This is a genomic window from Halomonas rhizosphaerae, assembly GCF_030012485.1.
Taxonomy (GTDB): Bacteria; Pseudomonadota; Gammaproteobacteria; order Pseudomonadales; family Halomonadaceae; genus Halomonas; species Halomonas rhizosphaerae.
Genome location: NZ_JASCQQ010000012.1, coordinates 281,762 through 295,885, shown reverse-complemented (window position 1 = coordinate 295,885; position 14,124 = coordinate 281,762). Strand labels below are relative to the sequence as shown.

Sequence of the window (14,124 nt, the reverse complement as noted above, 5' to 3'; positions counted from 1 at the left end):
CTCGCGCCGGCCCTCGCGGGCCGGCCATCCGAAACCTGACCCCTGTGACGCGCTCGCCAGCCGAGTGCGTCGCCGCGTGTTGCACACGGGACGCCAGCCATGATCGCCTTCCTGATCAAGCGCCTCTTCCATGCCCTGCTGGTGATGTTCGTCATCAGCATCATCGCCTTCGCGATCCAGGACAACCTGGGCGACCCGATCCAGCAGATGGTCGGCCAGTCGGTCCCTGAGAGCGAGCGCGAGGCCCTGCGCGAGCAGCTGGGCCTCAACGACCCCTTCCTGGTCCAGTACCTGCGCTTCGCGGGCAATGCCCTGCAGCTGGACTTCGGCTACTCCTACATCTTCAACCAGCCCACCACCGAGGTGATCCTGCGCCACCTGCCGGCGACCCTCGAGCTGGTCTTCGCCACGACCCTGCTGATCGTGCTGTTCTCGGTGCCGATCGGCGTGTATAGCGCGATCCGGCCACGGGCGTGGCTGTCGCGCTTCTTCATGGGGGTGTCGATCATCGGCATCTCCATCCCGGTCTTCCTCACCGCCATCATGCTGATCCAGCTGTTCGCCATCGGCGTTTCCTGGTCGCCCTTCCCCGCTGATACCGGCTGGGGCGCCTGGCTCAACGACCTGATCACCACCGAGGGGGGCATGCCGGCCTACGGCCGCGGCAACCCGGTGCCCGTGTTCGGTACCTGGGCCACCAACTTCGCCTCCCTGGAGGGCCTCACCTACCTGGTGCTGCCGGCTATCTCGCTGGCCTCGATCATGCTGCCGCTGTTCATCCGCCTGATCCGCGCCGAGATGCTCGAGGTGCTGCAGTCCGAGTACGTGAAGTTCGCCCGCGCCAAGGGCATCTCGCTGCGCCGCATCTACTTCGTGCACGCCCTGAAGAACACCATGCTGCCGGTGATCACCATGGGCGGGGTGCAGATCGGCACCCTGGTGGCCTACACCATCCTCACCGAGACGGTCTTCCAGTGGCCGGGCATGGGACTGATGTTCCTCAACGCCATCCAGCGCTCCGACGTGCCGCTGATCATCACCTACCTGATGATCGTGGGACTGATCTTCGTGATCACCAACACCCTGGTCGACCTGATCTATGGCCTGGTCAACCCCACCGTCAAGCTGACAGGGAAACCCGCATGACAACCACGACACCCCGGGTGGCGAGCCGCTGGTCACGCTTTCGCGGCTCCTACCTGCTCTACAGCTTCAAGCGTGACCTGATCGCCCAGCTGAGCCTGGTGGTCTTCATCGCCCTGGTCGCCGTGGCGGTGCTGGCCCCGTGGCTGGCGCCCATGAACCCCTATGATCTGGCGCAGATCGATATCATGGCCTCGGAACTGCCGCCCTTCTGGGTCGAGGGCAGCGACCCGACCTACCTGATGGGCACCGACGCCCAGGGCCGCGACCTGCTCTCCACCATCCTCTATGGCGCCCGGGTGTCGCTGATCATCGGCTTCGGCGCGGTGGCCCTCCAGGCGCTGCTGGGCGTCAGCTTCGGGCTGCTCGCCGGCTACCTGGGCGGTCGCGTGGATGCCTTCCTGATGCGCCTGGCCGACATCCAGCTGTCGTTCTCCACTCTGATGGTGGCCATCGTGGTGGGCGCCCTGGTCAAGGCGATCTTCGGTGGCGCCACCTTCAGCGCCTATGCGGTGCCGCTGCTCGTGCTGATCATCGGCCTGGCCGAATGGCCCCAGTACGCGCGCACGGTGCGCGCCTCGGTGCTGGCCGAGCGCCACAAGGAATATGTCGATGCCGCCCGGGTGATGGGCTTTACCAGCCGACGCATCATGTTCCGCCATATCCTGCCCAATACCCTGTCGCCGATCTTCGTCATCTCCACGGTCCAGGTGGCCAACGCCATCATCTCCGAGGCGGCGCTCTCCTTCCTCGGCCTGGGCATGCCCGAGACGCAGCCGTCGCTGGGCTCGCTGATCAAGTCCGGCTTCGACTACCTGCAATCGGGCTCCTGGTGGATCACCCTGATCCCCGGCCTGGTGCTGGTGCTGCTGGTGCTGGTGATCAACCTGCTCGGCGACTGGCTGCGTGACGTCCTCAACCCGCGACTCTACAAGGGCTGAACCATGGCACTCCTCGACGTAAACCATCTCGACGTGCGCTTCGCCCTTCGCCGCGGCGATGTCCAGGCGCTGCGCGATGTCAGCTTCAGCCTCGAGCGCGGCGAGCGCCTGGGGATCGTGGGCGAGTCCGGCGCCGGCAAGTCGGTGGCGGCCTTCAGCCTGCTCAACCTGATCGCCAAGCCGGGCTATATCGCCGGCGGCAGCATCCACTTCGACGGTCGCGACCTGACCCAGATGAGCGACCGGGCGCTGCGCCATGTCCGCGGCCACCGCATGTCGATGATCTTCCAGGATCCGATGATGACCCTGAACCCGGTGCTCTCCATCGGCGAACAGATGGTCGAATGCCTCAAGGCCCACCGGCGCATCTCGACCCGCGAGGCCCGGGCGATCGCCCTGCGCAAGCTCGAGCAGGTGCAGATCCCCTCGCCCACCGCGCGCCTGGACCAGTATCCCCACGAGCTCTCCGGCGGCATGCGCCAACGGGTGATCATCGCCATCGCGCTGCTGCTCGACCCCGACATCATCATCGCCGACGAGCCCACCACCGCGCTGGACGTGACCATCCAGGCCGAGATCATGGCGCTGCTGCTGGAGCTCTGCGAGAAGCACAACGTCGGCCTGATCCTGATCACCCACGACCTGGGCGTGGTCAGCCAGGTCACCCAGCGCATGCTGGTGATGTATGCCGGACGGGTGATCGAGCAGGGCCCGACCCGGGAGATCATCAACGATCCCCAGCATCCCTACACCCAGGGCCTGATCAACGCCCTGCCCCAGATGGCCACGCCGGGCAGCCGGCTGAACCAGATCCCCGGCAGCATGCCGTCGCTGGACAACCTGCCGAGCGGCTGCGCCTTCCACCCCCGCTGCGGCTTCGTCGAGCGCGCCGACGGCACCACCCGACGCGCCTGCATCGATGAGGTCCCCGGCTTCGTGACCTCCGGCAACTGCCGGGTCGCCTGCCACATGGTCGCCGAGATGCTCGAGCGCGAACGCATCCCGGCCGAGGAGATTCGCTGATGAGTGCCACCGCCCAGGCCCAGGCCCTTTCGCCAGAGACGGCCTCCCCCCTGCTGGAGATCCGCGGACTGGAGAAGCACTTCTCGCTCTCCGGGGATTTCCTCGAGCAGCTGAAGTTCAAGAAGGGCAGGATCGTCCGCGAGCAGAAGCACGTGCATGCCATCAACGGCGTCGACCTGGATATCCGGCGTGGCGAGGCGCTCTGCGTGGTCGGTGAGTCCGGCTGCGGCAAGTCCACGGTGGCCCGCACCGTGATGGGCCTGCTCCATCCCAGTGCCGGCGAGATCCACTATGACGGCCAGCGCATCGACGACCTCTCCCACAAGGCGCTGATGCCCTATCGTCGTCGCATGCAGATGATCTTCCAGAACCCCTATGCCTCGCTCAATCCGCGGATGACCATCCAGCAGACCCTGGAGGAGCCGATCCGCCTGCACCACCCGGAGTGGTCGGTGCAGCGCATCAAGGAGCAGGTGGCCGAGGTGATGACCTCGGTGGGCATCGCGGCCGACTGGGGCGGCCGCTATGGCCACGAGTTCTCCGGCGGCCAGCGTCAGCGCATCGCCATCGCCCGCGCCCTGGCGGTGGACCCCGAGTTCATCGTCGCCGACGAGCCGATCTCGGCGCTGGACGTGTCGATCCAGGCCCAGGTGCTGAACCTGCTGATGGAGGCACAGCAGCAGCGCAACCTGACCTACCTCTTCATCACCCATGACCTCGCCGTGGTCGAGCACTTCGGTACCCGGGTGGCGGTGATGTACCTGGGCCGGGTCTGCGAGGTGGCCCCGACGGCGACGCTCTTCGCCCGGCCGCGACACCCCTACACCCAGGCCCTGATGTCGGCGATCCCGCGCCTCGAGGACGACCGGCCACAGCACATCCGCCTGGAGGGCGAGGTGCCCACGCCGGTCAACCTGCCCTCGGGGTGCGTCTTCCACGGCCGCTGCCCCCACGCCAATGATCGCTGCCGGCGCGAGATCCCGGGCCTGATCGCCACCGCCGACGGCGGCCAGGTGGCCTGTCACGCCGTGGAGGAAGGGCGCATCGCCTGAGGCCCGTCACGCTATGGCACAATGCCGGGGCCGAGACACGGCCGCGGCACGCACGAGGATCGACATGGAACTGCGCTGGCTGGAAGACTTCATCGCCCTGGCCCGGACCCAGCACTTCTCCCGGGCGGCGGAGGAGCAGAACGTCACCCAGCCGACCTTCTCGCGACGCATCAAGCTGCTCGAGGAGGAGATGGGCGCGACCCTGATCAACCGCCAGACCCTCCCGCTGTCGCTGACCCCGGCCGGGGAGGAGTTCCTTGGCCTCTGCCAGGAGGTCACCCGCCGGGTGGCGGCGACCCGGCAGCGACTGGCCCACCTGGCCGAGGAGCAGGCCGGACAGCTGCGGCTTGCGGCACCGCAGAGCCTGCTGGCGCACTTCCTCCCCGCATGGCTGGCCAACTGGGCCTCGCCCCCCCCGCTGACGCCCTACCTGCGCGCCACCGGCTGGCTCGCCGGCGACTTCTTCGAGGCCCTGGCCCGCGACGAGTGCGACCTGGTGCTCTGCTACTGGCCGCCCGACGCCTGCCCCCAGATGCCGGAGACCGAAGGACTGGTGCACCGCTGCCTGGGCAGCGAGCGGATGATCCCGACCTCGCTGCCCGAGACCGATGGCCGCCCCCGCTTCTCGCTTGAGGCCGGGGCCCGCTTCACCCTGCCCCTGATCGCCTACCACCCCCGCGGGCTGATCGACCTGGCCCTGCGCAGCCACCTGGATGCGTTGCCCGGGGCACCGCGCTTCCGGGTGCTCCACGAGAGCATCCAGAGCGGCAACATCCGCGAGCTGGTCGGCCTGGGCTATGGCCTCGGCTGGCTGCCCGAACGCACCGTGCGTGGCGACCTGGCCACCGGCCGGCTGGTGCGGGCCGGCGATGCGCGCTGGGAGGTCCCCCTGGAAATCCGCCTCTATCGCCGTCGCGATCGCGGCCAGCCCGCCCTCGAGGCCCTCTGGGAGGCCCTGCCCGACCCCGCCGTGCCCCGTCGCCCCACACCGATCCCTTCACCGGAGTCCCCATGACCGTCCCTGCCATGCCCTCGCCGCTCGCCCCCCTGCAATTGCGCCATCTGGAGACCCTGCAACAGGCCTACGGCGAGGTGCTGACACGCCTGGGTCTCGATGGGGTGCTGCTCTACAGCGGCCAGCCACGCCTCCACTTCGCCGATGACCAGGAAGCGAGCTTCGCCGCCTATGGCCACTTCATGCACTGGACCGGCCAGGCCGACCTCGCGCGCAGCTGGCTGCTGATCCGCCCGGGCCAGCGACCCAGGCTCAAGGTCCATGCCCCGGATGACTTCTGGCACCTGCCGGCCCACCTGCCCGACGAGCCCTGGGTGGACGCCTTCGACATCGAGATGGCCCACGACGACGCCCCGCCCATCCTGCCGGCCGGTCGCTTCGCCGTGCTCGGCGACGTGTCGGCGGCGCTCGCCGAGTCGCTTGGTGCCGACGGCAACCCGGCGGCTCTGGTGGGGGCCCTGGACGAGTGCCGGGTCCACAAGAGCGACTACGAGATCGCCTGCCTGCGCGATGCCAACCAACAGGCCATGGCCGGCCATCGCGCCGCCCGCGAGGCGTTCCTGGCGGGTGGCGCCGAGCTCGATATCCAGCTCGCCTACCTGGGCGCCTCCCGCCAGCGCGAGACGGCCCTGCCCTACGCCAGCATCGTGGGGCGCAATGCCCACGGCGGCGTGTTGCACTACCAGCACTACGACAGCGTCGCGCCCGCCAGGCGGCGCAGTCTGCTGCTCGACGCCGGCCATCGCCACCGGGGCTATTGCGCCGATATCACCCGTACCTGGGCCGGGTCCGATGCCGATCCCACCTTCGCGGCGCTGATCGAGGGCGTCACGGCGCTGCAGCGCCGTCTCATCGACGCGCTGGCGCCGGGGGTCGACTATGTCGAACTGCACCAGCGCATGCACCGGGCCCTGGGGCAGCTGCTGGCCGAGCAGGGGCTGGTCCACTGCACGCCAGAGGCCGCGGTCAACCAGGGCATCACCCGGGCCTTCTGCCCCCATGGCCTGGGCCATTCGCTGGGCCTGCAGGTCCACGACGTGGCCGGCCGGGTGGACGGGGCGGGCCGGCCCCTGCCGCCCCCCGAGAGCGACCCCGCGCTGCGCCTGACCCGGGAACTGGAGACCGGCATGGTGGTCACCATGGAACCCGGGCTCTACGTGATCCCCATGCTGCTGGCACCGCTGAAGGAGCGCGTGGCGGGCCGCGACATCGACTGGCCGCTCGTCGAGCGCCTGGCCGACCACGGCGGCATCCGCATCGAGGACAACCTGGTGATCACGCCCAGCGGCCACGGCAACCTCACCCCCGCGGAGTGACACCCCGATGGACGCGACCTGGCACGCTGCCGACTTCCGACCGCCGCCCGGGCTTGGCAACCGGCACGTCCAGACCCTGCTACCCCGCTGCCTGCCTCGGCCGGCCGTCGATGCCGAGACCGAGATCCTCGAGCTGCCGGACGGGGACTTCGTCGAGCTGGCCTGGGCGCGACCGCAGCCCGAGCGGGCCGACGCGCCCATCCTGCTGCTCTTACACGGGCTCGAGGGCTCGCTGGCATCGCCCTATGCCCGCCACCTGCTGCACGCCGCCGCCCGCCTCGGCTGGCGCGCCCTGCTCATGCACTTCCGCGGCTGCGGGGCCATGCCCAATCGCCTGCCTCGGGCCTACCACAGCGGCGACACCGCGGATGCCTACTGGCTGATCGGCCAGCTGGCCCATCGCTATCCCCGCGCCCTCAAGGTCGCCGCCGGGGTCTCCCTGGGGGGCAACATGCTGGTCAAGCTGGTCGCGGAACAGGGTGGCGACGGGCTCGACCTGGCCGGCGCCATCGTCATCAGCGCACCGCTGGAGCTCTCGGCCTGTGCCGATACCCTGCGCCACGGCTTTGCCCGGGTCTATGAACGCCACCTGCTCGGCTCGCTCAAGCGCAAGATGACCGCGCGTCTCGCGCGCGGCGAGCTGCCACTGACGCTCACGACGCGAGATCTCCACGCGCTGGAGAGCCTGCGTGACTACGACGAGGCCGTGACGGCCCCCCTGCACGGCTTCGTCGGCGCGGAGGACTACTACCGCCGTGCCTCCGCCGGCCCCCTGCTGGGCGAGGTCGAGCTGCCGATGCTCATCCTGCATGCCGACGACGACCCCTTCATGCCGCCGGCGCTGTTCGCGAGGCTGCCGGCGCCCTCCCCGTCGGTGCGGGTGGAACTCGCCCGCCAGGGGGGCCACGTGGGCTTCGTGGAGTGGCGCGAGGGGCGTCTGCAGTCCTGGCTGGCCCGCCGAGTCGCCCATCAGCTCGACGCCTGGGGGCGCCCCGGCGGGCTGACGGGCTGGTCTCCCGTGCGGGTGATCAGCCGATCGGGCAGCTGACGCCGGTCCCCTTGAGGCCACAGTAGCCCCCGGGGTTCTTCGCCAGGTACTGCTGGTGGTACTCCTCGGCGTAGTAGAAGGCCTCGAGGGGCTCGACCTCGGTGGTCACGGGGCCCCTGCCGCTGCGCGCCAGCGCCGCGGCATAGGCCTCGCGGCTGCGCTCGGCCAGCTCACGCTGGCCAGGGGTGGTGGTGAGGATGATCGAGCGGTACTGGCTGCCGACGTCATTGCCCTGGCGGTGTCCCTGGGTCGGGTCATGGGCCTCCCAGAACACCCGCAGCAGGGACTCCAGGTCGACCCGGCGGGGGTCGAAGACCACCCGCACCACCTCGGCATGGCCGGTCCGGCCGCTGCAGGTCTGCTCATAGGTGGGGTTCGGGGTCACGCCGCCGGCATAGCCCACCGCGGTGACGTGCACGCCGGGCAGTTGCCAGAAGAGCCGCTCGGCCCCCCAGAAGCAGCCAAGCCCGAGCACGATCTCTTCCATGCCCTCGGGCCAGGGGGGGTGCATGGCGTGGCCGTTGACCAGGTGGGTCCCGCTGATCGGCAGCGGCGTGTCGCGCCCCTCGGGCGCATGGTCGGGATGCAGTGGCATGGCATGGGCTCCATTGTCCGGTGGAATGTTCGCCTGGCATGGCAGGGTCGCCTCATGGGCTCGGGGGATCGCCCGGCAGGCTGAAACTGTAGACCAGGTCGACCGCCTGGGCCGCCCCCGAGACCGCCTCGAGATAGAGGCTGCGCCACAGCTGGTAGCGCAGGGTGAGCTCGGCGATGGGCGAGAAGACGCCCACCCCGTAGCCGATGCTCAGGCGCTCGGTGAGGTTGCCGGTGACCACCACCTGGCTCTCCTCCCCGGCCCCGGCGGTGTCGAGGCTCAGGTCGTCGATGCCGAAGGCCTCGCCGATGGCGCCCACGGCGCCGCCGGTCTGTCCCAGGGTAATGCCGATCAGCGCGGAAGTCAGGGCGCCGTCGGCGCCACCGCTGCCGCCCGGAGCGCGCCCGCGCAGCAGGTAGGAGAGCGCACTGGCCTCGTCCATGGCCGGCTCCGAGAAGATCTCCAGGCTCGGCGAATCCGCCGAGCCAGTGACGCGCATGCCGGCGATCACCCCGTCCTGGGTGGTCGCGGGGTTGCGGATCGCCTCGAAGTCGAGCAGCGGCTGCCCGGGGGGACCGCTGAAGAAGATGATCCCCTCACGGATCAGCAGGTCCTGGCCGAAGGCCCGGAAGCGGCCATCGACCAGGCTGACGTCGCCGAACAGCTGGACCGGCCCGTTCTGCTGTCGGACCTCGAGGTTGCCCGAGAGTCCGGACTCCAGGCCATAGGCTTCGAGCTGCATGTCCGGCCCCAGGGAGAGGGTAATCAGGACATCGGTGGCCATCCCGGCCCGGGCCATGGCCTCGGCGGTGGACTCGCCGGTCTCCCCGTCCTGCGTGGCGTCGCGCTGCTCGGCCGCGGCCTCTTCGGCGCGACGGTCCTGCTCCTCGGTGATGATCACCTCGTCCGGGCTCGGCGCCATGGCCGAGTCCGGCACCTCCCCGGCCTCGAGCCTCGCCCAGGGGATGTCGACCGTGCCGCGTACCTGCAGCCGCTCGGGGGTGGCACGGATTCTCAGGTCGGGGGCCAGGCGCAGACGCCCGAACTCTGGCAGTACTGCCAGCAGGGGATCATCGACGGCCTGCAGGTCGACGGCGGCCTGCCAGCTGCCCGATGCCGGCCAGCGGGCATTGCCCCCGATCTCCAGGCGCCCCTCGTCGGCGGCCAGGAAACCGTCGATGTCGGCCCGGTCGCCGGCCAGTTCCACGACCAGTTCCCCGTCGCGAACGTCCAGCGGCAGATCCAGGCCGCCGGCCCTCAGCCCCGACAGGGCGAGCCGGCCGTCGAGCCGGGGCGTCTCGCGGGTGCCGCCGATGCGGATATCGCCGTCGAGCCCCCCTTCCAGCGTCTCCAGACCGGCGGCCAGGGGGCGATAGGGGGCCAGGCGCAGGTCCTCGATGCGCAACCGGCCGTCGAGCCCCCCCTCTCCCAGCGGCTCGTCGATGCCCAGGGCCAGGCGTAGCTCACCGCTGTCCGCCAGCCCCAGCAGCAGGTCGAGATCCGCTCGCGTCTCGCTGGCATCGACCTGCAGGCCCAGGCTGGTGCCGGGGACCGACCAGGGCCGGCCATAGGCGTCCTCGCCGGTGACCTCGGCGCGGCTGTCGAGGTCGGCGGCCAGCTGCCAGCGCGTCCCGCCGGCGGACCAGCCGGCCTCGAGGTTGCCGCCGCTCTCGCCGCTGATACGCCACCCCGGCGGCATGGCGGCGTCGGCCAGGTCCATGGGCAGGTCGCGGATCGCGAGCGCCGCCCGACCGGCCTCTGCCGAGGCCTCCAACGGATCGGTCAGGCACACCTCGCCCCCCTGGCGGCGGGTCAGGCAGAAGGGCGCCACCCGGGCCGACCCCGCGGGAAGGTCGGCGTCGAAGGTCAGCGCCTCGGCGAGGCGGATATCACCGAACTCGCTGTCGATCTCGAGCGGTGAGAGGACCCCGCGATAGCGCTCCCGGGCACCGTCGAGCCCGCCCTCCAGGGCCAGGACCAGCCGCGACAGCGGCATCTCGTCGCCGCCCTCGGCGGCCAGACGCAGGCGGTGCTCCGAGAGGCGGCCGTCGAGGTCCAGGGTGAGGGCATCGAGACGCTGTCCGCCGGCCTCGAGGCGGCTGACCTCGAGGGCCAGTGCCAGGTCGGGGTCCTCCAGGCCGGCGACGCGGGCCGTCAGGTCGAGCGCCTCCACGGCGTTGCCGGCGAAGGCCAGTGAGCGGCCGGTCAGCGCGAGATCGAGCTCCGGTGCCTCGAGGCTGCCGGCCGTGGTGAATCGTCCGGCCAGGGTGCCGCCGAGATCGGGATAGAGGGTGTCCAGGGTGGGCATGTCCAGGTCGCCGGCCAGGTCCAGGGCCTCGCGGGTCACACGCCCGGCCAGGCTGACCCGGTTGGCGCCCTGGCGAAAGTCGAGGGTCTCGATGTCCCAGCGCATCTCGCTGTCCCCGGCGAGGACGGCCTCGAGACTCAGCGGCCGGTCGTCCAGCACGCCCTGGATATCCAGGCCCGGCACCTCGAGTCGCCAGCCCGCGTCGCCCTGGACGAAGGCCAGCTCGGCGCCGCCGCCCAGGCGACCGTCGAGGCCCTCGACGAAGCGGCCGGGGTCCAGGTTGTCAAGCGTGAGCGTGGCCGCGACGTCGAGGCCGTCGCGCCAGGCGGCCTGCCCTCGGCTGAGGAGCACGGCGCCCTGCTGGTTGACCGTCAGTGGTGACCAGCGGAAGTGCTCGAGGTCACCGCTGCCACTGACCAGCAGGTCGGTGGGCGGCAGCGACGGGCCCTGGACATTGAGCGACACTCGGCTGCGATAGTCGACCAGGCTACCCTCCAGGTGCACCGCGAGCGCCTCGACCTGCCAGGGCTCGGCGGGCGCTTCGCTCGTGTCTTCTCCCGCCTCGTCCGCCTCATCTCCTGCCTCGGCCGGCGCTTCTTTCCCCTCGCCGACCGGCGGCTCCTCTGCCCCGGGCAGCGGCCACTGGAGGGCATCGCTCTGAAGCGAGGCAGTGAACGGCAGGGTCGGGTCGAGGGCGTCGAGTCGGGCCACCAGGTGGGCCTCGACCGGCCCCCGGGTGACCAGGTCGACCTCGAGGTCGGCCAGGCTGCCGGCCAAGGCGAGCTCGACGCGCTCCCCCTCCAGCGCCGGCATCCGCTCCGGCAGGTAGAGGTCGGCGGCCAGCCGGGCCTCCAGGGGATAGTCGTCGCGAAGCGCCACGCGAGCCATCAGTTCGGCATCCGCATCGGCGGTGGCGACCGCCAAGGTGTCGATCTCGACCTCCTGCCCGCGGGCGCTGAGGCGCAGCAGCAGCTGCTCCACGCCATACTCGACCGAACCGTCGATCGCGACATCCTCGATGGCGAGCTCCGGGACCTCCACCGCCATGGGCAGGGTCACCTCGGGGAGCACGCGGCGCGGCCGCTCGTCGAGGGGCAGGTCGGCGAGTCCTTCCAGTTCAGCGGCGGCTCCGGCCGGCAGCGGCGAGCGCACGGCGATGGCCGCGTCGATGGCGGCCGCGGAGAGCCGGGGGCCGTCCTGCTCGGCCTCGCTCAGGGCCAGGCGGGTGCCCGCCGAGAGCGGCAGGGTCAGGCGCGTGCCGGCCAGCCGGGTGGGCAGCAGGGTCAAGGTGCTCTCCTCGGCCTGGACACCGGTGGTGAAGGAAGCCCAGGTCAGCCGGGTCCCGTCGGCGAGTTGCAGGGTCACATCACTCAGCGATAGCTCACGCAGCTCCACCGGGAACGGCAGGCGGATCTCCTCGAGGGACGCGCCGGCCCCCTCCTCCGACTCGGCCTCCGGCCCGGCGTCGGCTTCTGCCAGGCGGATATCGGCACCTTCCACGGCCAGCCGGTCGAGACACAGCCGGCCCTGCAGGACGCACTCCTCGGACCAGGCCAGTTCGAACCGCGTCAGGGCAATGCGGGCCGCGCCGACCTCCAGGCGAAGGTCATGCAGCACCAGGCGATCCAGCGGGGCGCCCTCCACGGCGCCCAGTTCGTAGAAGCCGCGCTTGGCACCCTGCTCGAGCAGCACGCCGGTCCCCCAGGGCGAGAGCGCCAGGCCCAGCAGCAGCAGCACCAGACCCAGCAGCCAGAGGGGCAGGACGATCAGCAGTCGGGCCAGGGCCCAGGTCAATGCACGGGTTCTCAAAATGTGGACTCTCAGAATTCCGGACCGATGGCGAAGTGGATGCGGAAGGCATCATCGTCGTCGAAGGGATGGGCGACATCGAGGCGAATCGGGCCGACCGGCGAGATCCAGCGCACCCCCAGGCCGGCACCGGTCTTCAGGTCGCTCGGGCCCCAGTCGCTGAAGGCATCGCCGGTGTCGATGAAGCTCGCCGCCCACCACTTGCCGGTGATGCGACGCTGGGCCTCGAGGCTGGCGGTGAGTAGCTGCTCGCCGCCGACCAGCCGGCCCTCGTCGTCCTCGGGGGCGAGGCTCTCGTAGCCGTAGCCGCGCACGCTGCGATCGCCACCGGTGAAGAAGCGCAGCGAGGGGGGGATATCCTCGAAGTCGTCGGTGGTGATGCTGCCGACGCCGACCCGGCCCACGAAGCGGTTGTCGTCGCCGAGCATACGGATCCATTCGCTGTCGCCGGTGAGACGCAGGAACTCGGCGGACGAGCCCCACCAGTCACTGGAATACTCCACGGCCAGGCGCTGGCGATCGCCCCAGGTGGGAAAGGTGGGATTGCGGGTACGGGTGCGCGACCAGCTGATGCCGGGATAGAGCAGCAGCACTTGGTTGGAGACACCGGCCTGGGTGAAGTCCTCGTAGGTGCCGCGCACGTAGAGGGTCTGCTCCCAGTCGTTGTCGAACGTCCAGCGACGGGCCGCCTCCACCGTGCTCTCCAGGGTCCGTGTGTCCTCGTTGTCCTTGTTGCGAAGGCCATACTGGAAGCGATAGCTGTCACGCAGCGGGTCCTCCAGCGGCATGGTGTAGACCCCGGTGAACTGCTGCTCGGGCCCCGAGATGTAGAGGTCGTGATCCAGGCCGTGGCCATAGCGGTTGATCCAGGGCTGGTCCCACGAGAAGCGCAACCGGGGGCCCACGTCGGTGGCATAGCCGACCCCCACCTCGAACTGGTGGCGGTCGGCGGGGGTCACCACCACGTCGATGGGCACCTCGGGAGCGTCGGGACGCTGCAGGCCGGCGGCCGCCACCAGCGCCCCGGAAGCGATGCGCGGCCCACGGTCGACGGACTCCACGCCCTCGACCTCGAGGGACTGCCACCAGCCCGGTTCGACGTCCGGCAGCGCCAGTCGGGCCAGCTCCCGGTCCAGGCGCGGCCGCACGTTCACCGAGGCGAACCACTCGGTCTGGCCCAGGCGCTGGTTGAACCTGGCCACCTCGCTCGCCAGGTAGGGCTCCCCGCTGGCGAAGGGAGCCAGGGCCTCCAGCCGCGAGGTCTCGATATGATGGCCCTGGAAGGTCACGTCGCCGAAGCGATGGCGCCGGCCGCTGTCCAGTGCCAGGTAGAGCCGGGCGCTGTTGGCATGGGGCCTGACCTCCATCCGGCGGTCGGCGAAGCGCCAGTCGAAGTAGCCGCGTTCGAGGGCGAGATTTGCCAGCCGGCTGCGCAGGCTGTCGAAGGGGGCATGGCGCAGGCGGTCGCCTTCCGACAGGGGGAAGGCCTCGATGGCCTCGGTGAAGGGGGCATCCTCGGCAGCATCGCCGGTCACGGAGAGTGCCAGGACCTCGATCCGCACCGGCTCCCCCGGGCTGATGGCCAGGGTCACCCGAGTCGGGTCCATGGGGTCGTCGAAACGCGGCTCGATCCGGGGCGAGTAGTAGCCGTAGACCCGCAGCGCCTCGCTGCTGCGCCGCAGCACCTCGCTCTCCAGGCGCTCGGGGCTGTACTGCTCGGCCTCAAGCCCGTCGAGGTAGAGGCGGACGTTCTCCGCCAGCGGGTCCTCGATGCCCTCGATGGTCGCCTCGAGGGCCAGGGCGCCGGGCGCCAGGCCCAGGCAGAATGCCGCCGTCCCCAGGCGTGTGAACACGCGATTATCCATTGGTAGCGC

At 70.5% G+C, this 14,124-nt stretch carries 10 protein-coding genes; 7 read left to right on the top strand and 3 right to left on the bottom strand.

Translation table 11 applies throughout. The annotated features are described in order from the left end of the window. Nucleotides 1–99: 99 nt before the first annotated feature. The 7 genes from QLQ86_RS07045 (at nucleotide 100) to QLQ86_RS07015 (ending at nucleotide 7,538) form a co-directional block, all read left to right on the top strand. Nucleotides 100–1,146: an ABC transporter permease gene (locus QLQ86_RS07045; protein ID WP_282735955.1), complete on the top strand. Its 1,047-nt coding sequence runs from the start codon at nucleotides 100–102 to the stop codon at nucleotides 1,144–1,146. Then, nucleotides 1,143–2,084 (top strand): ABC transporter permease, encoded by a 942-nt coding sequence (locus QLQ86_RS07040; RefSeq protein ID WP_282816355.1) that lies wholly within the window; start codon nucleotides 1,143–1,145, stop codon nucleotides 2,082–2,084. The genes QLQ86_RS07045 and QLQ86_RS07040 overlap by 4 nt, the downstream gene beginning before the upstream one ends. 3 nt (nucleotides 2,085–2,087) lie before the next feature. Further along, nucleotides 2,088–3,107: an ABC transporter ATP-binding protein gene (locus tag QLQ86_RS07035; protein ID WP_282816354.1), complete on the top strand. Its 1,020-nt coding sequence runs from the start codon at nucleotides 2,088–2,090 to the stop codon at nucleotides 3,105–3,107. Then, complete coding sequence (locus tag QLQ86_RS07030) at nucleotides 3,107–4,159, top strand: ABC transporter ATP-binding protein (protein ID WP_282816353.1); 1,053 nt, start codon at nucleotides 3,107–3,109, stop codon at nucleotides 4,157–4,159. Before QLQ86_RS07035 ends, QLQ86_RS07030 begins: the two co-directional genes overlap by 1 nt. 64 nt (nucleotides 4,160–4,223) lie before the next feature. Continuing rightward, nucleotides 4,224–5,174, top strand: a complete 951-nt coding sequence (locus QLQ86_RS07025; RefSeq protein WP_282816352.1) for a LysR family transcriptional regulator — start codon at nucleotides 4,224–4,226, stop codon at nucleotides 5,172–5,174. Continuing rightward, nucleotides 5,171–6,490 (top strand): Xaa-Pro dipeptidase, encoded by a 1,320-nt coding sequence (gene pepQ / locus QLQ86_RS07020; RefSeq protein WP_326521269.1) that lies wholly within the window; start codon nucleotides 5,171–5,173, stop codon nucleotides 6,488–6,490. Before QLQ86_RS07025 ends, pepQ begins: the two co-directional genes overlap by 4 nt. 7 nt (nucleotides 6,491–6,497) lie before the next feature. After that, nucleotides 6,498–7,538, top strand: a complete 1,041-nt coding sequence (locus QLQ86_RS07015; protein WP_282816351.1) for a hydrolase — start codon at nucleotides 6,498–6,500, stop codon at nucleotides 7,536–7,538. Here QLQ86_RS07015 and msrA read toward each other — a convergent pair. The 3 genes from msrA to tamA are packed head-to-tail and all read right to left on the bottom strand — an operon-like array spanning nucleotide 7,519 to nucleotide 14,115. After that, on the bottom strand, nucleotides 7,519–8,133 hold the full coding sequence (msrA, locus tag QLQ86_RS07010) for a peptide-methionine (S)-S-oxide reductase MsrA (RefSeq protein WP_282816350.1): 615 nt from the start codon (nucleotides 8,131–8,133) through the stop codon (nucleotides 7,519–7,521). The two genes, QLQ86_RS07015 and msrA, sit on opposite strands and share 20 nt — an antisense overlap. Before the next feature lie 52 nt (nucleotides 8,134–8,185). Next, nucleotides 8,186–12,250 (bottom strand): autotransporter assembly complex protein TamB, encoded by a 4,065-nt coding sequence (gene tamB, locus QLQ86_RS07005; protein WP_282735962.1) that lies wholly within the window; start codon nucleotides 12,248–12,250, stop codon nucleotides 8,186–8,188. Between the two features lie 11 nt (nucleotides 12,251–12,261). Beyond that, on the bottom strand, nucleotides 12,262–14,115 hold the full coding sequence (tamA, locus tag QLQ86_RS07000) for an autotransporter assembly complex protein TamA (protein WP_282816349.1): 1,854 nt from the start codon (nucleotides 14,113–14,115) through the stop codon (nucleotides 12,262–12,264). Between the last annotated feature and the right edge of the window lie 9 nt (nucleotides 14,116–14,124).